Below are 23,836 nucleotides of genomic sequence, written 5' to 3' on the forward strand. Positions count from 1 at the left end.
AAAATATCCACAAAAAAGGGACTACATGTAGACTCTTTTTTGTGAATATTTTAATGTCGCATATTTTATACATTTAAATGCAAACCATGCTCCCTGCTTTTCGCCAGGTTTCACAACATTACTATCGGCCTAACTAATTTCACCTTATAATCTTTTTCATCAACAATTTCAAGTTTCTTTGAACTATTATATATGTTTGTACCACGCTTTATTGATACGTTTAACCTTTACAGGTGTTGAAGTTTTAGACTCATCCTTTGGTGTAATCCTATTATTAGAACATCCTGCAATGGTGAGACAGCATGTAGCCAATAAAACTAATAATATTAACTTCTTCAAATAGCCACTCCTATATAAGGGAAATATTATATTAAGAAAATTAAACATAACATCGAATCTTTGTAAAAACAATATATTTCCTAGTTTTATTATTCATTAGCGGATTACTGCACACCTTAAGGTGCATGAATCCGCTTATAAGCGTAGAACCTCATGCTCATCAAGTCAATGTCCAATTTCCATTTTATCCGATTCTCAATATTTATTCCAATATCAAAAGATAACTATTGTTATTGAAAACTAAGTATCTCTCAAAATGCAAAATACGCACTGCATTCCTATAACCATATATGTTTACTTAGCTAACTTCTCCCCTGTAACGATCTGAAAAAACGTGGCTGCATGTTTCCCTTCTAATTGAGCGTACCGATTATCCCCCGTCTTGATTTCTATTTTATCCTTATTAGGGCTTACCCAAATTTGATACGACACAGCTTTCGCCTCTATTTTCGGGTTTTTAAATTGAAAAACGAAGTGATAATCAGCTGGACGAGACATTTCCACTTTTTTATTTTCAAAAGTAGTATCATTTAATATTTTCTTTACTTGCAACACTTCATTATTATCTGTCACTACCTTAAGATCTTCATAGTCATTATCACCAATACGTTTTTGCACTTCGATTCTTTGATCTTCATTTTCTAGTACATTTGAACAGCCGGTTATTATGAATATACAGATACTAATAATAACTAGAGACCAATTTCTAAATTTCATATTAATACCCTCTTTTCAATACAAAATATTTTAATTTGTAAAATAAAGGTAATTAATTTAAACTTAAAAATATACATAATAAAGAGAAAGGAGTATCGTTCCATGCAGTTAAAAACATACACTTGGAAAAGTTATACGTTTCTCATTGTAAGTATATTCGTTACTATTAATCTCTTTCTCTTCTCACCTATTTTAGACAGAGTTGGAGTAGAATATGTCGTACCTTTCGCCTACTTCATATTAGCTTCCGCTGTTATAGCAATCCTATTAGCGGTCATCTCTTTTTGTAGCCGAGCTGAGAAAAAATTTTAGCCATTATCGGGTTATGTTTTACTCTATTTAACACAGCGATTATTTTATTTTTCCTTTGGTTTGGTTACCATTTCACTTAATTGAAATATAAATAAACTCCATAAGCCACAAATAAAATTAGTAACATAGAAATGCTAAGTACCCGTATATATGGTCCATTTTACACTTGTACTCATATAAACTCCCTTCTCATTCCAGAATAATTCCATTATATAACAAAAAAGCATTGGATACCCAATGCTTTTTTACACTTACGCAAATAAAGATGTATTCGCATATAACGCTGGTGAACCACCTGAATGTACGAATAAAATGTTGTCTTCTTTATTAAATGTACCTTTTTTAATTAAGTCGATTAGTCCCGCTACTGCTTTACCTGTATATACTGGATCGAGTAAAATACCTTCAGTTTTCGCAAGTAATTGAACTGCTTCCACCATTTCTGGTGTTGGTAACGCGTAACCTGGTCCTACATATTCATCAAAGCATGTAACAGCTTCGCGCGGGATAAAGTTCGGAATACCAACGTGAGCTGACGTTTCCTCTACAAGTTTTGCTACTTTCTCTTCTTGTTCTGCTTTTCCTCTACTTACGTTGATTCCGATTACAGGAATGTGACTTTGTGTTCCAGCAAAACCAGTAATTAAACCAGCGTGCATACCAGCACTACCACTTACGCAAACAACTGTACTGAAATCAATTCCTTGGTCAAATGATTGTGCCATAATTTCTTGCGCACAAGCAACGTATCCCATTGCACCAGTAGGATTTGATCCACCAACTGGTATTACATATGGTGTATTACCTTTTTCACTTACTTCTTTCGCTACTTTATGCATCTCTTCCATAAGATCTGCTCCGTTTGGTACAACAATTACATTTTCAGCACCTAGTAAATGATATAAGAAATAGTTTCCGTTAAAGTCTGGCTTCTCTTCTGGCTCAAGCCCTTCTTCTAATACAAGGATACATTTCATTTTTTCTTTTACCGCAGCTGCCAGTGTTAGACGGCAATGATTTGACTGAATACCACCAGCTGTAATTAACGTATCTGCACCTTTTGCCTGTGCATCTGCAACTAGAAACTCTAACTTTCTCGTCTTATTACCACCAGCTGTTAAACCAAGTAAATCATCTCGTTTAAAATAAATAGTAGGCCCACCAAGTGCTTCAGAAAAATTGTTTAATTTTTCAATTGGAGTATATGACTCTGTATATTTTTTTCTCGGGAATTTAGCTAAATTCATTAATAACGCTCCTTTTGTACTTCTTTCACAATGTATGTAACGATACTATTATTACATGTAAAAATGATGAAGTCATCTTTCTGGGTGAAAAATGTGTTGGAATTCGGTTTTTGTGAATGGAATTGTATTAATAATTTTAACTCCAATACGTACGTGAAATTACATTAATAACTTTCACTTTATTTCGGTACATGAAGTTTATATGAACGATTTTTTCAAATATATCGTCCATAACTTGAAATATATCGACTTACCGATAAAAAACGACAACACAAAAGAGCCCACTTATTAAAAAGTAGGCCCTTACTAATCACTTATTTGCCGAAAATCGAAGAAGCTGTGTTAATCCTGGCTCTAAATTCATTTCGCCTTTATGACGTACGTGTACAACCTTGTTCCCATCAAATTTCGGAGCATTCCCTGGATTATACGTCAACCATTCGTTCGTTCCTTCTACAGAGTACTCCATATATTCCGTTGCACCGACAATTACATTTTTACTATCGTCAGCTGTTACATTTGGTGCCATTTGTGCGACTTTCGCATCACTAATTAATAGCTTCTTTATATCCTTATCACGTTTATAATCGTAAGCTGTTACCATTACATCGTTACCATATGCTTTCACTTGTAATCCTTGTTTAAATGAATAGCCATCAGGAGCAGTCTTCTCTCCGCCATTTGGTCCAGCCGACATCCATCCAGTTTCAATACCGCCCGTATTTACAACTGTAAATCCTTTTTCATCTCCGCCTGCAATTTTCTTTTTTCCAGCCCAGTCCGGTAAGTTTAAATCCCAATGCGTGTGACTCGTGAAGAAAACAACTTGCGGGTAATCTTTTAATATATCGTACAATTTATCCACGTTTAAATAGTCATTTAAATACGGTGATTGTCTTGATCCAGATACTGTATCCGGTAAAACGTGATGAGAGAAAATGAAAATGGGCTTATTTTTATCTTTTTGGCTATATTCTTCTAAATTTTGTTTTAACCAACCTAATTGCTCATCACTCATAAATACTTCATCCCACATTTTTGAATCGTGGTATTTCATATATTTTTCAGTTCCTAAAAATAAAAGCGGATAACCGTCTAATTCTTTTTTATGATATACCTTTTCTTGCCCGCTAAATTGTAAGTAGCGGTTAAATAGCGTTTCTTCCGTTACACCATTTGGCCATGTACTTTGAGAGAGCTTTCCATCAGCTGTCCATTTACCAGCATAAAACTCATGATTCCCAACAGTTGACCATACATTCTCGGAATGCTTATTTTTGTTTAACACACGCTTCACATCATCATATTGTGACTGTTGTCCAGTTGGCGTTATATCCCCATTCATAATAAGCGCTCTAGAAAGTGGCGTCACTTTGTTCATATCTTTTAACACATGATCAAAGTCTCCTAAATCCCCTTGAATGTCACTAATAACATTAAAAGTTGTAGCTGATTTTCGAACTTGCTCTTTCCCTTCTGCATACACTGAAAACGTCGGCAATAATGCCGCCATAACTGCTAACGAAGCAACTGTCTTTTTCATACAAATTCTCCCCCTAATTATAGAATGTACAAACTGACATATTCTGCTTTCTCTTAGGTGCTTGTCCAATTCACATTATAAGGAGGGATTGTAAAGATAGATGGAGTTAAAAGTTAAGTGTTTTTTAAGAGATTTTGTCGTTTTTCGCACTCCACAATTAGCGATTTACGCCAATCTAGCTTTCTAGCTTTTAACATTACATACATGTAAATTTTGATGTTAAATCTTTTCGTTTCATACGTTGTTTTTTATTACTTCTAATTTTCGGGAAAAATCCACTAATTAATAATGTTATAATCCATACCATTATTAGAATAAAATTTATTGTATTACCGGAATTCAAGCTGAAAACTCTCCAAAAATAGGCAGCACAAAAAACGAGGATAGCAGTAATAATAAGTAAAAATGTCCTAACTACTAATCCGATGTAGGATCTCTTCTCTTGCTTAAAAATGAAAGTTCTTCTACCTTTGTACAATCTAATCACAAATAGCAGCAAATATAAACCAAGTGTGGCTCCAATAACAATGGATGTAATAGAGTTGTTTTTTCTCTGCTCAGCTAGAGAGAAGTAACTTTCAGGTAATTTTCCAGTTTCATATTGAATCCATGCGTGGTAAATATCCTGTCGTAAGTCTATACCACCCTCACTATTCGTGAGGATTACCAATCCATCCTTTGTATTAGGAATGAAACCATAAAAAGAATGCCACCCTCGATTGTCACCAGAATGATAAATTAATTTCCATTGATTAGATAGGTTTTTTTCAAATATACCTAAACCATTCTCCCCTAATACTGGCTTTTGCATTTCCGTAACACGTTCACTTTTGATGACACCATTCCCTTTATTATGTGCATCCATGCTTGCAAGTATCAATGTCATCATATCCGTAACATTTGTCTTAAGACCTGCAGCAGCCTGCTCGGTAAATTGGTAACTAGGGAGCTCCTCTCCAAAATATCCATAAGCTTTCGAAAGGTTATGGTTTTCAGGACGTTGTAAGAATGAACTAGATTTCATTCCTAAAGGTTTCATAATTTGTTCTTCCATATAACGATCAAACGGTATTCCGGTAACCTCTTCAATTACAAGTTGTAAAATTGTATATCCGCCACCAGAGTAAATTGTTTTTGAACCTGGTTTATTGGTAACCTCCACTGGTTCATTAATCCATCCTTTTCCAGACAAAGACTCCTCGATAGAATTAAGATTTTTCCCTGGTGCAACGCCGAGGTATCCTTTATGTGCAGACAACCCTGCTGTATGGCTTAGCAATCTTCTTATTGTGACTTCATTATTATTAAACTCTGAATTTGGTAATTTCCATTTGGTCAGATATTTTTCAACGGGATCATCTAGTGATAAACGACCTTCATCTACAAGATGTAGGATTCCCCACGCTGTAAGGTTTTTAGATATGGAACCAGCTTGAAACAATGTATCGTCACTCACCGCTTTTTTTGTCTTTTTGTCTACATAACCGTAGTTAAGTGTATAAGCAATATGCCCCTCATGTACAATCCCTATTGCAACCCCTGGTGCCTCATAATTCTCCTGCCATTTTGGTACCTGTTCATCCAGCTTTTTTTTGAAATTCTCTATACACCTATCAGTCAACATGCCCGATTCTGCCCTCACCACATTTGTAAACCATGCTTCATTCGTAATGAATATACAAATCATTAAACATAAAATACTTTTGCATATTATCGATGCTTTTTGTCTATTCTTCATTTGCTCCACCTTTTTTCAGAATATTCTATCCGTTAATCAGAGTATCCCATTCTAATATCCTGTTCTATCGATTTTTATTACTTAACCTTACAAAATTGTAATAAAAATCAAAGATCTACTATTGTCCTTTATCTGAGGGCAATGAAATTCATTAACAAGATTGATATGAAGTTATATCTATTGTTTGAGTTAAGGCCCCTAAAATACTAGTTTGGTTAATCAAATAGATATATTCCAAACTACAAAAATTTATAATAGAAAAGGTGGATTTTAGTTTTAATTAGAATTTGACCAAAGTATTGCTGCAAATATTTATTCTATAAAAAGAAGAACCCCACACATTTTGATTAAAATGTGTGGGGTTCTTTTGGCTTCCTTAAATTTTTATGAAAAAGATTGATTATTTTATGTAGCCTACTTAAATAAACGTAGTTTTTATCTTTTCAAATTTTCTTCATTTAATCCGAACAACTCTTGTAAAATAAACCGTCCATCTTTTCTTATCAGTACATCATCAAACCAAATTTCACCGCCGCCATACTCTGGCCTTTGAATGTTTACTAAATCCCAATGTATCGCTGATTTATTTCCGTTGTCTGCACCTTGTAGCGAATCTCCAATTGCTATATGATAACTACCGTTTATTTTTTCATCAAATAACGTATTATTCATCGGGTGTAATATATAGGGATTAAACGCCAGTGCAAATTCTCCAATATATCTTGCTCCCTCATCCGTATCAAGAATTCGATTTATTCGTTCTGTATCATTTGCATATGCCTCTATTATTTTCCCATGCTTCATATGTAACTTTATATTTCGAAATGCACAACCTTGTTGAACAGATACTGTGTTACATGTTATTACTCCATTTACAGAACCTTTGGCAGGTGCTGTATATATTTCGCCATCCGGAATGTTATCCGTGCCATCCCCCTTTAAAACGCCTATTCCTTCAATGGAAAACTCCAAATCCGTTCCTTCTCCAATAATCCTCACTCGTTTTGTCTTTTCCATTAATTCTTTTAATGGCTCCATTGCTTTGGACATTTTATTATAATCTAGCGTACATACATCAAAATAAAATTTTTCATAAGCCTCAGTACTCATATTCGCTTCTTGTGCAGATGCTGCATTCGGAATTCGCGTTGTCACCCATCTCGTTTTATACACTGCTTCACTATGCGCTTTTCCAAATACCTTTTGATATAATTTCATTTTTTCTGCTAGTACATCTGCTAATTCATATGCATTTCTAGGGCTTCGGAGATTAATATACACTTGCATCTTACTTAATCGGTAACACTCCCAATCTGCTAACAACTTAAATTGTTCTTCAGATCCCGAAAAAATTAATTGCCTCGTTACAGACACATCGCGCATTGATACATGCGCATATCCACCTGCTTTTTCTACGGACTTAATAATTTCACGAACGACTGCGGGATCTATTTCTGTAACACTTTGGATCAACACTTGATCACCAGGCTGTACTTTTGTAGAATGATTGACTAGTATATCTGCTAATTTCGATAGTTTTCGCTTCATTACACCTTCGTCCCTTCACTACCATTTCAATACATGAATAAAAAAGAGAACTACTTTCTTTAAGCATTTCTCCTCCTCGTCCAAACAATAGCTAAACAATACATTATGAAAAATATAACGTATGTATTCCATAAACTAGGTATCGCCACTACACCTAAATAAAGAGTTCCTGGCAACATCCAAATGCAGCAAACGATCATAAAAGTCTTTTTCCTAGCAACTACCGCAATTACTGCTAGAAAAGAAGGAAGTAAGAACATGAAAAATACAGTGATATATACTTCCTTATCAAGCTCTTGATTGCTATATGGGTTGAAATATAGAAAAACAATTGTAAGGATAAAAATACTTATAGCAGCGGCTACCCCTATATAATTTTTCATCATTCCCCGCCTTCCAATAGCAATGTATTTAATACTTTCCACCACTGCACCCCATCTCCTTTTTTCATAAAAAAAGACACAGAGATTTCTCCCCATGCCTACTAATTCCTTACTTCTTCACCGCATGCACATAATGCACCGTCTCAAAAGCTTTTAAATAATCGTTTCGTCCTTCAAAATATAATGTATGAATATCCTCTGGTGATAAGTGCTCATAAATGAGTAAGCCTACCTTCTCTAACAGTGCTTCCATTTCAGCATAAGAAAAACACGATTTCATCGGTTCTCCGCCTACTGCAGCCATTTTCACCATATTTTCAACTCGATTGGACAATCCTTTTTCCGTAAATAAGTTTTCATCCGGATAATCGAATACGATAGAGCTCCCCACTGGAACCATCTCGAATAAATTTACTATTAAACTAGAAAGCTCCTCTTTCGTTAAATAGTACGTAACACCTAATAGGCTAAAGAACGTCTTTTTATTTTCAAATCCTTCATTTACTAATGTTTGCCTCGAGAAATCTGTAGTGAAATCCATCGAAACAAAATGAAGATTGCTTGGCATTTCATACTCTGCTTCTTTCACTCTTTGTATTTTAAACGCTTGCGTAGAAGGATGATCCACTTCAAATATTTCTATTTTATTTTCTAACTCTCGGTGTCTAAAACTAAATGTGTCTAAGCCTGCACCGAGTATGACGTATTGTTTTGCGCCTAATGTAATTTCATGTAGCAATACTCTTTCACAATATGCCGCACGTGCCAAAGGTGTTGGTGATAATTGAACTTGTGTAATCCATTTTAATATTTCTTGTGTATTGTCTTGAAACTTTTGTGCAATGTCTGTATTGAAAAAATGGATTCCTTGGACCATATTTGTTTCAATATCGTTACGTTCTTTTTTTGAAATGAAATCTTTAGCTACATAATCATCAAAGATTTTAGGACTATCAAATTCACTATGGTACGCCCTTCCGAAAGCTGATACTAGCGACGTTACACTCGCTTCACCTTTTTTCACGCACATACACTCCTTCATTTTCACAACAAAAATAGGGTTCCCCTGGCCAGGAGAACCCTATTATACACTTCATTTTCATATTGGTAAATTATAGCATAAATAAGTTTTTTTGTCAAGTTTTCAGCCTGCTACTCCGACATTTTGTATATTCTCTAGCAGGAAAATTGTCAATTCACATCGAATGTCCCAAATGATAACAATACATATGGAGGACAATATGAAACGATTAGTGATCATTACAGTAGGTAAAACACACAGCGGAAAAACTACATTTGCTAAAGAACTAGAAAAAAAGTTACCCCACTCTTTCGTTATGGATCAAGATAACTAAGCTGAATTCATTAACACGCATTATGAAAAATTACAGCCGGACGAAGGCCCAAATACATTTAAACACGGTCTTTCGAAATTCATTGTTGATTATGCAAAAGAACATACAAGTTTACATCTTATTATTTGCAACTCAAATAGAAACCAAAACGGCCGGATGTATTTGCTAAATGAATTGTTTCAGAAAGAGGAATATGTACGTATACTCGTTCATTTTGACATTCCAAATGATGCACTTTACGAAAGAGTAGCTCGAAGCACGCGAAGTACCAATATTTTTAGAGGTGATTATTGTAGTTTCAAAGAAGTACTCGATCGACAACAGTCTGAATCACTTCACGAAGATGTGGTAAATCCTATAGAAAACGAGGCTGATTATTTGTTTGTTATTCGTAATAGTAATGATGTAAACTCTACTATAGAAGAAATTGTTCACCTTGCTAAAGATTTGTCCCCTACTCCAAAATAAGAGAATTTCATAATTACATAATGATAGATTATTATGCAAATACTTCCTCTAGACATCCTACATGGTATATAATGATAAGATAATCTACTTCTATATGCTCAATTTTACACAAAACAGCTCATGCATATGAAAGAAAAGAGGTACAAAAATATGAAAACAAAACAAACTATCGCTGCGTCTACACTAGCTTTAGCAATGATTGCTGGCGCAAATTCTGCTCATGCGGAAGTAACTGATGCTACTCCTCAGCAAAGTACAGGAGATCGATTAGCTGAAATTAAGCAACATAGACAAGAATTAGATGCGAAATTACAGCAGCACAAAGAAAACGTGGATCAAAAGTTGAATGAACTTAACCAAGTTAAGGAAAATGTTGACACGAAGGTTAATGAACTACATGAGCGTAAACAAGTTGCTGATGAAAAAATTAACGAAATAAAACAACGTAAAGAAGAGCTAGATGCAAAACTTCAGCAGGACAAGCAAATCGCCGAAGATAAAATCGCTGAAATTAAAGAGCATAAAAAGCAAGTAGAAGATAAAGTTGCTGAAGTGAAAGAACATAAGCAAAATATCGATAACAAAGTGAATGAGATTAAAGAACATAAACAAACTGTCGATGAAAAAGTGAATGAAATTAAGCAACATAAAGAGAACATTGATCAAAAGGTTAATGAACTTAAGGAAGTTAAAAAACAGGTAGATGAAAAATTAGCTGAGTTAAAGAAAGCGAAACAAACTGCTGAGGACAAACTTGCTGAGCTAAAAGAAAATAAGCCGCATACTGGGAACACGTTAGAGGAACTTAAGAAAATTAAAGGTAATTTAGATAGTCTTTCCGCTAACTTAGAACTAGCTAAACAAGATGTAAAAAACAAACTTGCTGAATTACAAAAAGCTAGAGAAGAATTACTAAATAAAATTAACGAAATAAAACAAGCGAAACAAACCGTTTCAGATGATTTAACAAAGAAAAAACAAGACTTAGATATTAAAATCAACGACTTTAAACATACTGAGAAAAAAATTGAGGACAAATTAGCTGAGGTACATACAACGAAGCAAAATGTAGATAACAAAATTAATGAAGTATCTCAATCGAAACAAACAGAAACAAAGACTGGTACTACAAACACAAACAATAACGCTAAAGAACTTCCTAACGCTGGTAGTGAGCAATCAAACACTATGGCTTTAGGTATGTTATCTGTCTTAGGCGGCGTTTTATTAATTACACGAAATAAAATTAAAGCGTTATTCTCAAAATAAAGCAATTATAAAAAAGACAACCGCACACTTGTGCGATTGTCTTTTTTCTTTATATTAACTTCCCATCTCTTAGCGTCAATATACGATCACATACATCAAGCATTCTTTCATCATGCGTAATCATAATTGCTGCTTTTTGGCTCTCTTTCACTTCACGTTTCATCATTTCTACAACTTCACGTGCGCGTTTTGAGTCTAAGCTTGCAGTTGGTTCATCCGCTAATATTAAATCTGGGTTGTTCATGAACGCGCGAGCGATTGCTACCCTTTGTTTTTCCCCGCCAGATAGTTGATTTGGATAATGACTTTTTCTTTCTCCTAATCCAAATGCCGCTAATAAATGATCCGCACGCTTTTCTGAGTCTTGTTTGTTTTCTTTTTTAAGCTTTGCAATGTAAAGCAATTGTTCTTTTACATTTAGATATGGAACAAGATTTGCAAACTGGAAAATGAAGCCGATTTTTTTCAAACGAATGTCTGTCATTTCCTTTTCTGATAGCTTCGTAATATTTTGCTCACGAATGTAAATATCCCCTTTTGACGGTGATAATAACGCACCCGCGATTGATAATAACGTACTTTTCCCTGATCCAGAAGGACCGACGATTCCGATAAATTCTCCAGCTTTCACATTAAGCGACATCGGATGAAGGGCTGTTACTTCCGTATTCCCTTCTCCGTACACTTTACTTACTTTGTCTAATTTTAATAATGAAGTCATTACATCCCGCCTCCAATTGCTTCTAATGCATCAACTTTTAATACTTGGTATAACGAAATAAGTGTTCCTAAAATACTAATTACGATGAAGATTGCTGCATATTGTGCAATCATCGGTGTTGTTAATAAGAACGGCATACCTGCTGGTAAAATTTGTTCTAATCCTTGTACAAGAACAATACTAATTACCATCGCAACGACTGATAAGAATAACGCCTGCACGACTAAACTATTTGCTAAATAAGAATTCTTCGTACCAATTGCTTTTAATACACCTAATTGCTGTGTTTTTTGCAATGTAATGACGTAGAAGAATACACCGATTAGTAACGCAGCGATAACTAGTAAGAACGCAATGATCATCGTTAATGTTCCTTGCTCTTCTTTAAATCCTGGAATACTTTGCAGTACTTCTTTTTTGTCGATAACATGTGCATTTTTAATTTCTTTATCTGTATTCAGTGCAATTGCACTATAATCTTTTTGGTTTGGTTGTGAAATAGATCCCCATACATCTTCATTTACATAAACGACTGGTGTATGGCTAAACATTTGATCTTTCGTAAATCCAACAATTTTAAATTCTTTCTTTGAAACAGGATCAATAATTGTATCGCCAATATCGACTCCTTTTTCTTTAATTGATTCATCAGCAACCATTTCGTTATTTGCTGTACCTAATTTCTCACCTTTTACAATGTTCGGTTCTAAAAATGAATCACGTTCACTTGCGAAAATAGCAACATCTACTTTTTTCGAACTATCTTTCTTTTCATACGTTGAAACTTTCACACGAAACGGAACGGCCTCTTTGTCGCCTACTTGATTGACTACGTTATCTACATCGTCTTTCTTAATTTGTGAACGAAGTAATTTATTTTCCGCATCATCTGCTAAAACGAACTTATTTGCCTCCATATTTTGAATCGATGAAGCATTATCATATGATAGTCCATTTGCTAATCCTGAAATAACAAGAACTAAAAATGATAATAACACCATAATCAGTCCGATTAATCCGTATCTTAATTTTGATTGTTTTAATTCACGCAGAGCTAAAAACATTTCGCTCGCTCCTTCCTCTTTCTTTCTATGCACTTATCATAAAAAAGAAATATGAACGGAATATGAACAGAAGATTACAGAGGAGAAGATTTAATTTTCGGAAAGTATTGAAAATAACCAGAATCCTTGATACAATTCAGTCAAATAATCTTGACCGAGTAATTTTATTTGAGGAGTTGATCTTGTTGAAGCCCATGTTAACACTAACTACTTATAGCCAACTAAAAGCAATAAGCGATCCACTTCGTGTCGAAATGATGATGCGTCTATGTGAACGTCCTTATACAGGACAACTACTATCTGATAAATTCGGCATTCCAAGGGCTAAAATTCATTATCATTTAAAAGAATTAGAAAAGAATGGTTTTATAGAAATTGTTTATACAGAAGAAAAGAATGGCATCATTCAAAAGTTTTATCAATCTGTCGCTAGAGGCTTCACCCCTGCCGCGGACCTATTACCTCATTTAGAAATATTAAGCGAATCAGGTCGCCAAATCTTTTTACAAATGACGGAAAGAACGAAAAGTCATATTCTCGCTGCACCAGAAGAAGCTTTTACATTACGAAAAGTAAGCGAAGATCCAGCTGAGTGGAATTACGTTTCATCTTGCTGGGAGTTTGATGCCACGCCAGAACAATTTCAAGTGTGGGTGAAAAAATTTCATGAATTAATGGCTGAATTAAATGATATCGCAAAAGACGCAGATAAAGATCCAAATAGTAAATCTTATTACATCTCTACTACTGCACTACAAATCGATGAAAAAGCAATGCAGCGATTTGTGAAAAAAGAAAAAAAATCGTAATACGATTTTTTTTACAGTAACGGTCAAATTTATTTTACCGAATAAATTTTTTATAAAGGAGTAGATTAAATGGACTTATTAAAAAACCGGAATTTCCTCTTATTGTTTTTAGGGAGAATTTTTACAAACATAGGAGATAGTTTGTATTATGTAGCCGCGATGTGGCTCGTATACAAGCTGAGTGGTAATCCTTTTTATTCTGGATTGGCTGGTTTCCTTACATTATTACCTTCTGCATTACAATTTCTTACTGGTCCATTCGTTGATAGATGGTCAATAAAAAACACTCTCGTCATTACACAAGTTTTGCAATGCATGCTTATTTTAATCATTCCTATTACACACTACTTCGATCTATTAACAGTTCAACTACTACTCATCATCATGCCCATCGTAGCCTTTATCGAACAATTCGCCTATCCCGCACAGTCAAAAGCTTTACCACTTCTACTTCATAAAACACAACTATTAAAAGGAAATTCTCTCTTTTCATTTGCGTATCAAGGCATTGATTTAATTTGCACGACGCTTTCTGGCATATTAGTAGCACTACTTGGCGCAATCACTTTATATGTAATTGACTCTATTACATTCGCGATTACTGCCCTTTTGTTCTTTTCATTGAAAATGCCAAAGCAAGCAGAAACCAATACATCACTTTCAACTAAACAATATTTCACTGATTTAAAAGAAGGTTTTTCGATCGTCTTCCGTTCATTAATGGGCGTATTCTTAATCGGTTCAGTAGTCGCTAATTTTTCAATCGGTATGACGATGGCAATACTCCCTTCTTTCGCTGATTCTTTAGGAGGCGTGAAATCATATGGCTTCTTCTTAGCCGCTATATCAGCCGGCAGTTTAATTGGAGCATTATGCAGTTCATGGGTTGGTAAACGTAATGTTGGCCGTGTCTCTATTATTGGCTTTGCAACTGGTGCTATCTTTTGGTTTCTCTCTACAATCGTACCGTTTCAGTGGTTGTCTATTCTCTTATTCGGTCTAGCCTGGATTCCAATTGGTGCAACCAACATATTATTTGCGACAATTAGTCAAATTGTAATTCCAAATCAGTATATTGGACGCATAAACTCAGTCATGCGAAGTATGGGCACAATTGCTATGCCGTTCGGTTCTTTAATTGGTGGATACGCCGCAAATCTATTTAGTAGCCAACTCATTTTCGCGCTCGCTAGCATCGGTATTTTATTTATTTCTCTCGTATGGCTACTTCATCCAAAATTACGAGCATTGCCGAAAGCTGATGAGATTACAGCGGATACTTTTGGGGTTCGGTTTAAAGTAGAGCGCGGGAAAAGTACAGCTTTATAGCAGAAGTGGCAGTACGTGAAATTTATATCGGCGATTTTTCAAATATATCAGCGCAACTCGGATTATATCAGCGATTTTCATAATATATCGGCGCAACTCAAATTATATCAGCGATTTTCCGATTATATCGATTTATCGACAAAAAATGACAAAAAGAAGAGGCTGTTCCGAAGCAGCCTCTTCCATCTATTTCGGAAGCTCCACCTGAACAGTAGTCCCTTCCCCTTTCGTACTATATACTGAAACGTTTCCGTTATGCAGTTCAACAATTTTCTGCACAATCGATAATCCTAAACCACTACCTTCTACGTTTCTTGCCCTTGCAGTATCTACTTTGTAAAAACGATCAAATATACGATCCATTTCTTCTTTTTCCATACCGATTCCGTTGTCTGATATAGAGATCATCACGCTCGACTCTAGTTCTTCTACAACAAATTCAATCGTTCCGCCGTCGTTTGAAAACTTAATGCTATTCGTAAAAATATTACTCCATACTTGATGAAGTAAGTTTTCATCACCTTGTATTGTAATATCCGGCACATCAAATTCAACGGCGATATCTTTTTCACGCCATTTCCATTCGAGCATAAAAATAACGTCTTTAATTTGCTTCTGCAAATTGAGTTCTTTTATTTGTAATACTTTTTCTTCTTTATCTAGTGAAGCTAGCGTAAGTAACTGTTTACATAAACTAGACATTCGCTTACTTTCGCCCTCAATAATTTGTAAGTAATGGTTTCTTTCTTCCACGCTCATCTTTTCTGTTTGCAATGTTTTCGAAAACCCTTGTATAGAAGAAAGTGGCGATTGAAATTCATGTGAAACATTCGAAACGAATTCTTGTCTCATCTCATCTAATTCTTTAATACTTTTCGTCATCTTTTGAAAATTAGTTGCTAATGTACCAATTTCATCTTTTCGATTTTCATCTAATTCGATATCATATTCACCACTTGCAATCTTTTGAGTCGCTTTCGTAAATGTTCGAATGGGACGAACGATATAACCTGCTGCAATCGCTATAAAGATAATACTTAATAATACGATAAACCCAAGTAATACCGCTAAGAAAATTCGCATCTCGCCAAATTGGTTCTGAATGTCAGGACGAATAAATAAAGCGTACTGTTTATCACCGTGTCGCACTGGTACACCGACACTATTTATTAATTCATTATCGAAAAAACCTGTAATAAAGAGACGTGTTGGATACGTAGAAACACCATTAAACGTTTCGCCATTCAATACTTTATGAACGGTATCATCACTTATTGTTGTCTTACGAAACGCGTTGCCGATACGTTTTCCATTCTTTTTATCATCGACAATATAAATTTCATATCCTAACTTCGCAATAGACTGTAAGTATGCCTCTTGATTTTCTTCACTTTGCTTTTCATATAACGATTTTACTTCTTCCGCATACATTAAAATCTTTTCACTGTTGTACGGTTTTAACTTCACTTGATAGTACACATTTGTTAATAAAAAACCGATAATACTGCTAAGTAGCATGATCCCAACCGTCATAAAAACAAATCTAGAGTATAATGATTTCATTTTATTTCAACTCCAACTTATAACCGAGTCCGCGTACTGTCGTAATTTGAAAATCATCTGTTCGTTTTGAGAAGCGATCTCTCAGTCGTTTCACATGAACGTCAACCGTTCGTTCATCCCCTTCAAAATCCATTCCCCATACTAATTCAATTAATTCTTCCCTTGAAAATGTTCTTCCAGGATAACTAGCCAGTTGCGATAACAATTCAAATTCCTTTAGCGGTAGTAAAATTGTTTGACCGTTACACTTCACTTCAAACCCTTTTCGATCAATAGTCGTACCGTGCAGCGTAATCATATCAGCATTAAGCATTTGATAACGACGCAATAATGCTTTCATACGGAAAATAACTTCAGCTGGTTCAAACGGTTTTACAATATAATCGTCCGTACCAGAAATGAATCCTTTTTCTTTATCAACTAACTGATCTTTCGCAGTTAATAAAATAACCGGTATATCATGATACTTCCGGATTTCTTCACATAACGTATAGCCATCAACAAATGGCATCATAATGTCTACTATCGCAAGGTGAATATTTTCTTTCTCTAAAATGTCTTGCGCTACTTTTCCATCTTCCGCTTCGAAAACTTTAAACCCCTCTTTTTGTAAATGGTAATGTAACAACTCTCTAATATGCTTATCATCATCAGCTAATAAAATATGTATCATCTTCATTAAACCCTCTCTTGTTCATCCTTCTACATCCTTACCTTAAGAAACAATTGGATTTTTTGCAAGAAAAAGAAAAAGAATCTATTTTGAAAAAAGATTATTCAAAATAGATTCTTACGTTTTAGTTTTAAGATTATTTTAATGAAAAATAAGTTCTAAGCTTTAGAAATATCAACGAATCCTTCTCCAAATACGTCCCGAACATCGTGTATAGCGATAAACGCGGCTGGATCTGTAGTTTGAACAATCCGTTTTAGTTTTACTACTTCTTGCTTATTAATAACAACATAAAGAATTTCCTTCGGAGTTTTCGTGTAATAGCCATGACCTGAATACACGGTAACCCCTCTGCCCATTAACGTAGTTACCTTCCCGGCAATTTCATTTGGGTTATCAGAAATAATCGTAATAGCCTTCTTCGGATTTAAACCTTCAATTACAAATTCCATCACTTTCGTTGCTACATATAGCATAATAATTGTTATCATCAGTTTTTCTGCACCAATGATGAAATAAGATGAAAACGCAACGATTAAATCGAAGAACAGTAGACCGTAGCTAATGCTCCATCCTAAATACTTATGCGTCATTCTTGCTAAGATGGTAGTACCTGCAGTTGTTCCGCCAACGCGAATAATAAGACCAATCCCGCATCCAATAAATATTCCTCCGAAAATGGCATTTACGAGCATTTCATCCGAAGCAATCGTCCACCCTTCTGTCAAATGAAGAAATAGCGAGTTCGTAACTACAGCGATAATCGTATAAATTGTTGTGATCTTATTTAAAAATTTATAACCGGCTATTAACAAAATTGCATTTAAAATTAAGTTAACTAAGCCCGGTGACCATTCAAATAAATAGTACGTAATAATCGTGATACCTGTTACCCCACCCTCACCAAACTCGTTCGGGATAACAAACAAATTGACACCTAACGCAAAAAGAAATGCACCGATAATAATAAAAATAATGTCTGTCGTTCTTTTTTTCATACAGTACCTCACTTCTTATGTAAATATTTATTCTGTCATAAACTCTCACCATTATATCGTGGAATATTCAAATCGAACAGTGGTTTATTTTTATTTTAATATAGGATGATAAATCAACTTTATCCTATATCCACATGTCATAAAAAAAGTACAACAACTGTATTTATTATGTGCTGCAAATAAAGTTTTGATTTCACATGCAATTGATGCTAAAAAAATGAATATCAATACTCACTCGCACTAACTTCGAATACAAAGCAAATAGGCGAAGCTATAGAATAGACTTCGCATCAAATATTTGACCATAGAAATTTATATGAAATTTTATATTCGTACATCCCAGAAATAAATTTACTTACCTTTCTCCATATATTCTTTAATCTTTCGTTCTTCCCACTCTTTTCCGAATATCCCAACTGGAAATGTTGTCAAACCGTGTATAACGATACCTATCCCCCAACCTGCAAGTGGATATAAAAACCATAATTTACTTGAATCAGAGATTATATTTATAATAAAAAGCATTAAGTTCACTAGAATATAAACCGTTAAATGAATGTAAAAAGCTTTTAAATTCTCCACCCTTTTTTTAGCTCGTAAATAAACCTCATCTCGCTCCATATATAAACACCTCTTTCATCATTTTATTTTTTAAATTCGCTGCGATTTAAACATCATATTCTAATCAAAAATCTCTTATTCTCAAAAATTCAAAAAATAAAAAAGATCGTCTTCATTTCAGGAAGATTGCAGGTACTAGTGGATACCTTTTTTGTTCGTAGTACGATACCTTGTAAAAAAATTGAAAAATCAAATTTCACAATAGAAATAAAACCTTTAAATCTGTATAATAAAATTAACAGCGATATTTTAATACAGAAAGGTTTTGGTAACATGCTAGGTATCGATGTCAAAAAAACAGATGGAGAATTAATTATTTCATGGCAACTAGCTAAGATTCAAATTCCATTAAGTGAAATTATTGAAGTTGCAGAAGATGAAACCTATGCTGGTGTAGAAGAAGAAAACGTAATCCGAATTGGAACAGCATACGCTACAACAGACCGGATTTTAATCAGAACAGTAAAACAAAATTATCTATTATTTACGACCAATAGAGTCTCAATTTTGAATAAAATCAATGCATAAGCAATAGGATAAAACACTTGTTTATATGGGTTTATTCGATTCAACTGTATACCCGCATTTTAAAAATTATTATAGATACAATGATGTAAAAACAAACAAAAAGTACCCAGCAAATAGTCATGTGTATGACCATTTGCTGGGTACTGCATGATACATTTGTTATTTACAGAAGTTTAATTAAGACCAAATCCAAACATCATCATTATTTTCAACGTTGCTCTTTACCTCATAAACTTTTTCAATATTGTCCGTTGTGTTCCAGTTAATAGAACTTCCGCCCCAGCCCACATACTTCATATCAATTTTTACTTTCTCACCCGTATTAAATACTTGTCCCTTCGTTAAGAAAACATCAATAATGACTTTCTTACCGTTTAGTGATGGATACTCAACTACGACATATTTTGTAAAACCTTCTCCCCCCTCTTCCATCATTCCAACTTTTGATACTTCCCCAATTACATAATCAGGTGAGCCATCTTCTTTCATGTGCATGCCTAACTTGTTTGTTGTATTTTCAATTGCAGTTGCAACCATATATTCTGTAAAATTACGCATCATAGACCCAGTAGCTTTAACCTCATCTCCTACTTTCACATTTGAGAAAGTATCCATGTATACACTAACAGGCTCCTCATATTGCTTAGATTTTACGACAATTACACCGTTATCTACTTCTACCACTCGCCCTTCTAACGTCGAGAAATTCGATTCAATAGAAGCTGCACTCGCTTTTGTTACTTCTAATCCTGGTAAATTCGTTCCTGATAATGCTGCGATTCCTAAAGCACCTGCTAAAATTAATTTTTTCATACCCATTATGAAACATCTCCATTCATGATGATTTTATTTTTTGATTGGATACGACCAACCTGTAACTATTATAGTTACAGGTTGTACGAAATAGCAACCATCTTTCTTATGCAATGTTGCATACTGTACTTTTTAAATACAAAGCGTTTTTCCCTATATTCAATACTACTGCTAAATTCTTGCATAACAGCAGGTAAACGGATTGATGATGAAGAAACTAATGTGATGCATCATATTTTTTCAATACTACAGTTTGTATAATCGTAGTCCATTACATTATGTAGGAGCGGAGTTAATATGTTAAAGAAACCAAACAGATTACAGCCAGGTGATATCGTAGCAACAGTAAGTCCTTCATGGGGAGGCGCAGGTGATTCTGAGATAAGATGACGTTATGAACAAGGAGTAAAGAGATTAGAAGAAGTTTTCGGTCTTACGGTTGTCCCAATGCCAAATAGTTTAAAAGGTAGCGAATTCATTTATAACAATCCACAGGCTCGTGCGGAAGATTTAATGACAGCTTTTAAGGATACGCGCGTGAAAGCAATTATTTCGAATATTGGCGGTGAAGATAGCATTCGCTTACTTCCCTATATAGATTTTAATGTAATACGTGAAAATCCGAAAATTTTTATGGGGTACTCTGACGTTACCATTTCACACTTGTTTTGTCATAAAGCAGGAATTTCCTCTTTTTACGGTCCAGCAATTTTAACTGATTTTGCCGAAAATGTAGAGATGGATCCATATACAGTTGAAATGGTAAATCGGACTCTCTTTTCAAATGAGACAATTGGCGAGATTCAACCAGCTCATGAATGGACGAGTGAGCGTTTAGAATGGATAGAGGTAAATAAAGATACAAGGCGTACGATGCAACAAAACAATGGCTATGAACTACTTCAAGGCTCTACTACCGTACAAGGACGCTTAATTGGTGGTTGTATAGAAGTCTTGGAATTTGCAAAAGGAACGGAGCTTTGGCCTGAGAAAAAACATTGGGAAAATAGTATCCTTTTCTTTGAAACTTCTGAAGACCATCCAGAACCAAGCTATATAAAGTATTGGTTACGAAATTACGCAGCGCAAGGCATTCTCCAAAAAGCGAAGGGTATCATCTTTGGTAAACCAAAAGACGAAATGTATTATGAAGAATATAAACATGAAATACTGCAAGTTATGAAAGAACATAACTTAGAAGATTTGCCGATTCTTTATAATTTAAATTTTGGTCATACCGAGCCGAAGTTTATTTTACCTTACGGTGCGATGGCAGAAATTGATTGTGAAAATGGGTCTTTCTCTATTTTAGAGAGTGGCGTGGAATAAAGGAAAACTTTAAATAAGTATAGCCATAAGTTTTATAATTATGTTTTCCTGATCCTACAGGAAGAATAGCGTATTTTTTCATTTTAGGGAGATTACTTATCTAATGATAAAGGGGGATTTACGTGTATGGAAGCAACATTTACAGTAAGTAAATGGGATGAAAAACTAATTGATGATACTAGAAAAGATTTCCCTATTAATATTGCCCATGTTGAATATGATATTGATGGTGAATTAAAAGGAAAAGCTTTTGTTGAATACTTATTATATTATTTAGACTCAAATATAAATGATGGTCACTTGGCTACTGCTAAAATTTCTGGATTTTTACACTTCGAAGGAATTTATAAGGGGCAACAAGGGACATTTACAGCTATAGAGCAAGGAATATTTGATAAAGGAAATCTAGATTCCCCAGGAACAATTATTAAAGCTACCGGTAACTTAGAAAAACTAAGAGGGTCCTATAATTATCAGTTTACAGGTCAAACCAGTAAACTAATTTTAGAGTTTGAATTCCAGCAAAATATCCTATAATTTAGTGGAAAGGACATTTCTTGTAATACTAGGAATGTCCTTTTTATTGACAAGCTTATTCAACTATTCTTCTATTAGTTAAGAAAAGAACAGAGTATATTACATAACGTCTTATTATCAGTATCCAGCAATGCATAAAATTTTCGTTATGGGGGGAATTAAAAATCTAAGCCCGAGAGGCATGTGCCCCCCACCTATTCATTACTTTTCCTACTAACTAAAGAATAATCCCAGAAAAACTCCCCTGCATAACTTCTTTTTCAAGTTGATTCCTACATATAAACATCGCAATAATTTTTGTACGATTTTTTTCATCGGGCTCAAATTGTTCAATAGTTACGTCACAACGAATCGTATCACCGCTAAAAACAGGACGTACAAATTCAAAATCCATCTTGCGAGCTAGTACGTTATAATCACCGCCAATTTTTGTAGGCAACGTTGATGTTAACAGTCCTTGTACAACAAATCTCCCCTGCTCATCTGGTGTAACATGATGAACACCTTCATCTTTCGATACTTCCGTAAATAAAACAACATCCTCTTTCGTAAAAGTTCGCTCAAAGGTGATTTTTTCCCCTACTTGCAATTTCATCTATACCCCTCCTCAAAAACACTTTATAAATAAGAAAAACCGAAACTATAATCATTTCGGTTTTTCAATCTAAAGAAGTCTATATTTACTTTAAAGAATGTACAAACAACCCACTACGCAGTTTCGGTTCAAACCACGTTGACTTCGGCGGCATAATTTCTCCAGCGTCTGCGATTGATAGTAAAGCTTCCATTGATGTCGGATATAATGAAAACGCTGCTTTATATTCACCGCTATTTACAAGGCGTTCTAGTTCTTCTAATCCGCGGATTCCTCCGACAAAGTCAATGCGTGAATCAGATCGCGGGTCGTGTATTTCAAGTACTTGGCTTAATAAATGATCTTGCAGAATAGATACATCTAAACCTTTAACGAGATCATTCGCATCAAACGTTTCCTCTTTCACTGTGAGTCTATACCATTTCTCGTTTACATACATACCAAATGTTTTTGGCTCATTTGGTTTATACGGAGAAACAGCTGCTTCTTCTACATAAAAGTATTGTGCAATTTGCTTTAAAAACTGTTCTTCTGATAAGCCGTTTAAATCTTTCACAACTCGGTTATAGTCCCAAATGGATAATTCATCGTGAGGGAATAATACAGATAGGAAGAAATTAAACTCTTCTTCTCCTGTGTAATTCGGATATTGTTCTCTTCGCATGAGCCCTACTTTTGCTGCTGATGCTGAGCGATGATGCCCATCTGCAATATAAAGATTAGAAATATCTTCAAATAAGTTTACTAAAGTAGCAATTACATCCTCATCAACTATTTTCCAGGCAACATGCTCCACGCCATCTTCTGCTGTAAATGTATAGATTGGCGCATGCTCTTCTTTCCAGCTTGCAATGATACGTTTCACATCTTCTTTCGTACGATACGTTAAAAAGATAGGCCCCGTATTTGCATCACACACATCTACATGGCGAATACGATCTAATTCTTTTTCGTGACGCGTTCTTTCATGTTTTTTAATTGTATCATCTTCATACTCATCAATAGATGTACAAACGACAAGACCTGACTGCGTTCTTCCTTCCATCGTCAGTTCATAAATGTACAGTGATGGCTCTTCATCTTGTATGAATACTTCTTCTCGTATAAATCGATTTAAATTTTCACCCGCTTTTTCATATACACGATCATCGTACGGTGAAAGTGCCGGGTCTAAATCAATTTCTGCTTTATCAACGTGTAAGAAAGAATACGGATTCCCTTTTACAACCTCTCTTGCCTCTTTACTATTTAATACGTCATACGGTAAAGCTGCAACTTCCGCTGCTTTTTCTTCTACTGGACGAATGGCCCGAAACGGTCGGATTTTTGCCAAGTTT

22 protein-coding genes and 2 pseudogenes are annotated in these 23,836 nt (G+C 34.7%); 8 read left to right on the plus strand and 16 right to left on the minus strand.

What is annotated here, in order from left to right; genetic code table 11:
• Positions 1 to 633: 633 nt before the first annotated feature.
• Positions 634 to 1,056: a YhfM domain-containing protein gene (locus tag GFJ36_RS17080; protein WP_087984227.1), complete on the minus strand. Its 423-nt coding sequence runs from the start codon at positions 1,054 to 1,056 to the stop codon at positions 634 to 636.
• Positions 1,057 to 1,158: 102 nt separating this feature from the next.
• Between GFJ36_RS17080 and GFJ36_RS17085 the strand changes: the two are divergent.
• Positions 1,159 to 1,448: pseudogene (locus tag GFJ36_RS17085) on the plus strand (hypothetical protein).
• A gap of 171 nt (positions 1,449 to 1,619) precedes the next feature.
• On the opposite strand, the gene cuyA reads toward GFJ36_RS17085, so the two are convergent.
• From cuyA to GFJ36_RS17115, 6 genes are all read right to left on the minus strand, one after another.
• Positions 1,620 to 2,615: a D-cysteate sulfo-lyase gene (gene cuyA / locus GFJ36_RS17090; protein WP_001046585.1), complete on the minus strand. Its 996-nt coding sequence runs from the start codon at positions 2,613 to 2,615 to the stop codon at positions 1,620 to 1,622.
• A gap of 310 nt (positions 2,616 to 2,925) precedes the next feature.
• On the minus strand, positions 2,926 to 4,158 hold the full coding sequence (locus tag GFJ36_RS17095; protein ID WP_087984224.1) for a DUF4073 domain-containing protein: 1,233 nt from the start codon (positions 4,156 to 4,158) through the stop codon (positions 2,926 to 2,928).
• A gap of 196 nt (positions 4,159 to 4,354) precedes the next feature.
• Entirely contained in the window at positions 4,355 to 5,896 is a 1,542-nt protein-coding gene (locus GFJ36_RS17100) for a serine hydrolase domain-containing protein (protein WP_087984223.1), read from the minus strand.
• Positions 5,897 to 6,331: 435 nt separating this feature from the next.
• Complete coding sequence (locus GFJ36_RS17105) at positions 6,332 to 7,444, minus strand: aminopeptidase (RefSeq protein ID WP_087984222.1); 1,113 nt, start codon at positions 7,442 to 7,444, stop codon at positions 6,332 to 6,334.
• 59 nt (positions 7,445 to 7,503) lie between these two features.
• A complete protein-coding gene (locus tag GFJ36_RS17110; protein ID WP_087984266.1) occupies positions 7,504 to 7,827 on the minus strand; it encodes a hypothetical protein in 324 nt (107 codons plus the stop codon).
• 109 nt (positions 7,828 to 7,936) lie between these two features.
• The gene (locus GFJ36_RS17115; RefSeq protein ID WP_141542795.1) at positions 7,937 to 8,851 is read right to left on the minus strand and encodes a class I SAM-dependent methyltransferase; all 915 of its coding nucleotides are present in this window, start codon (positions 8,849 to 8,851) and stop codon (positions 7,937 to 7,939) included.
• Positions 8,852 to 9,191: 340 nt separating this feature from the next.
• On the opposite strand from GFJ36_RS17115, the gene GFJ36_RS17120 reads away from it, so the two are divergent.
• Together GFJ36_RS17120 and GFJ36_RS17125 are read left to right on the plus strand one after the other, a co-directional pair.
• On the plus strand, positions 9,192 to 9,650 hold the full coding sequence (locus tag GFJ36_RS17120; RefSeq protein WP_227557293.1) for an ATP-binding protein: 459 nt from the start codon (positions 9,192 to 9,194) through the stop codon (positions 9,648 to 9,650).
• 150 nt (positions 9,651 to 9,800) lie between these two features.
• Entirely contained in the window at positions 9,801 to 10,919 is a 1,119-nt protein-coding gene (locus tag GFJ36_RS17125) for an LPXTG cell wall anchor domain-containing protein (protein WP_097889853.1), read from the plus strand.
• 49 nt (positions 10,920 to 10,968) lie between these two features.
• Here GFJ36_RS17125 and GFJ36_RS17130 read toward each other — a convergent pair whose 3' ends face one another.
• Complete coding sequence (locus GFJ36_RS17130; RefSeq protein ID WP_087984219.1) at positions 10,969 to 11,640, minus strand: ABC transporter ATP-binding protein; 672 nt, start codon at positions 11,638 to 11,640, stop codon at positions 10,969 to 10,971.
• Positions 11,640 to 12,704, minus strand: coding sequence for an ABC transporter permease (locus tag GFJ36_RS17135; RefSeq protein WP_087984218.1), 1,065 nt, complete (start codon positions 12,702 to 12,704; stop codon positions 11,640 to 11,642). Before GFJ36_RS17135 ends, GFJ36_RS17130 begins: the two co-directional genes overlap by 1 nt.
• Before the next feature lie 185 nt (positions 12,705 to 12,889).
• On the opposite strand from GFJ36_RS17135, the gene GFJ36_RS17140 reads away from it, so the two are divergent.
• The gene (locus GFJ36_RS17140; RefSeq protein WP_087984217.1) at positions 12,890 to 13,513 is read left to right on the plus strand and encodes an ArsR/SmtB family transcription factor; all 624 of its coding nucleotides are present in this window, start codon (positions 12,890 to 12,892) and stop codon (positions 13,511 to 13,513) included.
• Between the two features lie 69 nt (positions 13,514 to 13,582).
• On the plus strand, positions 13,583 to 14,842 hold the full coding sequence (locus tag GFJ36_RS17145; RefSeq protein ID WP_097889852.1) for an MFS transporter: 1,260 nt from the start codon (positions 13,583 to 13,585) through the stop codon (positions 14,840 to 14,842).
• A gap of 186 nt (positions 14,843 to 15,028) precedes the next feature.
• Here GFJ36_RS17145 and GFJ36_RS17150 read toward each other — a convergent pair whose 3' ends face one another.
• The 4 genes from GFJ36_RS17150 to GFJ36_RS17165 form a co-directional block, all read right to left on the minus strand.
• Entirely contained in the window at positions 15,029 to 16,405 is a 1,377-nt protein-coding gene (locus GFJ36_RS17150; protein WP_087984215.1) for a sensor histidine kinase, read from the minus strand.
• 1 nt (position 16,406) lies between these two features.
• On the minus strand, positions 16,407 to 17,084 hold the full coding sequence (locus GFJ36_RS17155) for a response regulator transcription factor (RefSeq protein ID WP_097889851.1): 678 nt from the start codon (positions 17,082 to 17,084) through the stop codon (positions 16,407 to 16,409).
• Positions 17,085 to 17,236: 152 nt separating this feature from the next.
• Positions 17,237 to 18,076: a YitT family protein gene (locus tag GFJ36_RS17160; RefSeq protein ID WP_000747488.1), complete on the minus strand. Its 840-nt coding sequence runs from the start codon at positions 18,074 to 18,076 to the stop codon at positions 17,237 to 17,239.
• Positions 18,077 to 18,427: 351 nt separating this feature from the next.
• Positions 18,428 to 18,697 (minus strand): 2TM domain-containing protein, encoded by a 270-nt coding sequence (locus tag GFJ36_RS17165; protein WP_087984212.1) that lies wholly within the window; start codon positions 18,695 to 18,697, stop codon positions 18,428 to 18,430.
• 273 nt (positions 18,698 to 18,970) lie between these two features.
• Between GFJ36_RS17165 and GFJ36_RS17170 the strand changes: the two genes are divergently transcribed.
• Positions 18,971 to 19,225, plus strand: a complete 255-nt coding sequence (locus tag GFJ36_RS17170) for a SunI/YnzG family protein (RefSeq protein WP_087984265.1) — start codon at positions 18,971 to 18,973, stop codon at positions 19,223 to 19,225.
• 177 nt (positions 19,226 to 19,402) lie between these two features.
• Here the strand turns inward: GFJ36_RS17170 and GFJ36_RS17175 are convergent, their stop codons facing one another.
• Positions 19,403 to 20,044 carry an ATP F0F1 synthase subunit alpha gene (locus tag GFJ36_RS17175; RefSeq protein WP_087984211.1) on the minus strand — a complete coding sequence of 214 codons (642 nt, stop codon included), beginning with the start codon at positions 20,042 to 20,044 and terminating at the stop codon, positions 19,403 to 19,405.
• 291 nt (positions 20,045 to 20,335) lie between these two features.
• Here GFJ36_RS17175 and GFJ36_RS17180 point away from each other — a divergent pair.
• Together GFJ36_RS17180 and GFJ36_RS17185 are read left to right on the plus strand one after the other, a co-directional pair.
• A pseudogene (locus GFJ36_RS17180) lies at positions 20,336 to 21,367 on the plus strand (S66 family peptidase).
• Between the two features lie 126 nt (positions 21,368 to 21,493).
• Positions 21,494 to 21,904 carry a DUF3224 domain-containing protein gene (locus GFJ36_RS17185; protein ID WP_088609330.1) on the plus strand — a complete coding sequence of 137 codons (411 nt, stop codon included), beginning with the start codon at positions 21,494 to 21,496 and terminating at the stop codon, positions 21,902 to 21,904.
• A gap of 217 nt (positions 21,905 to 22,121) precedes the next feature.
• On the opposite strand, the gene GFJ36_RS17190 is transcribed toward GFJ36_RS17185, so the two are convergent.
• Together GFJ36_RS17190 and GFJ36_RS17195 are read right to left on the minus strand one after the other, a co-directional pair.
• Positions 22,122 to 22,499, minus strand: a complete 378-nt coding sequence (locus tag GFJ36_RS17190; RefSeq protein WP_048544764.1) for a hotdog family protein — start codon at positions 22,497 to 22,499, stop codon at positions 22,122 to 22,124.
• 85 nt (positions 22,500 to 22,584) lie between these two features.
• Positions 22,585 to 23,832 (minus strand): DUF1015 domain-containing protein, encoded by a 1,248-nt coding sequence (locus tag GFJ36_RS17195; protein ID WP_088609329.1) that lies wholly within the window; start codon positions 23,830 to 23,832, stop codon positions 22,585 to 22,587.
• Positions 23,833 to 23,836: the final 4 nt, after the last annotated feature.

It is taken from the genome of Bacillus sp. EE-W1 (genome assembly GCF_009760835.1).
Taxonomy (GTDB): Bacteria; Bacillota; Bacilli; order Bacillales; family Bacillaceae_G; genus Bacillus_A; species Bacillus_A wiedmannii.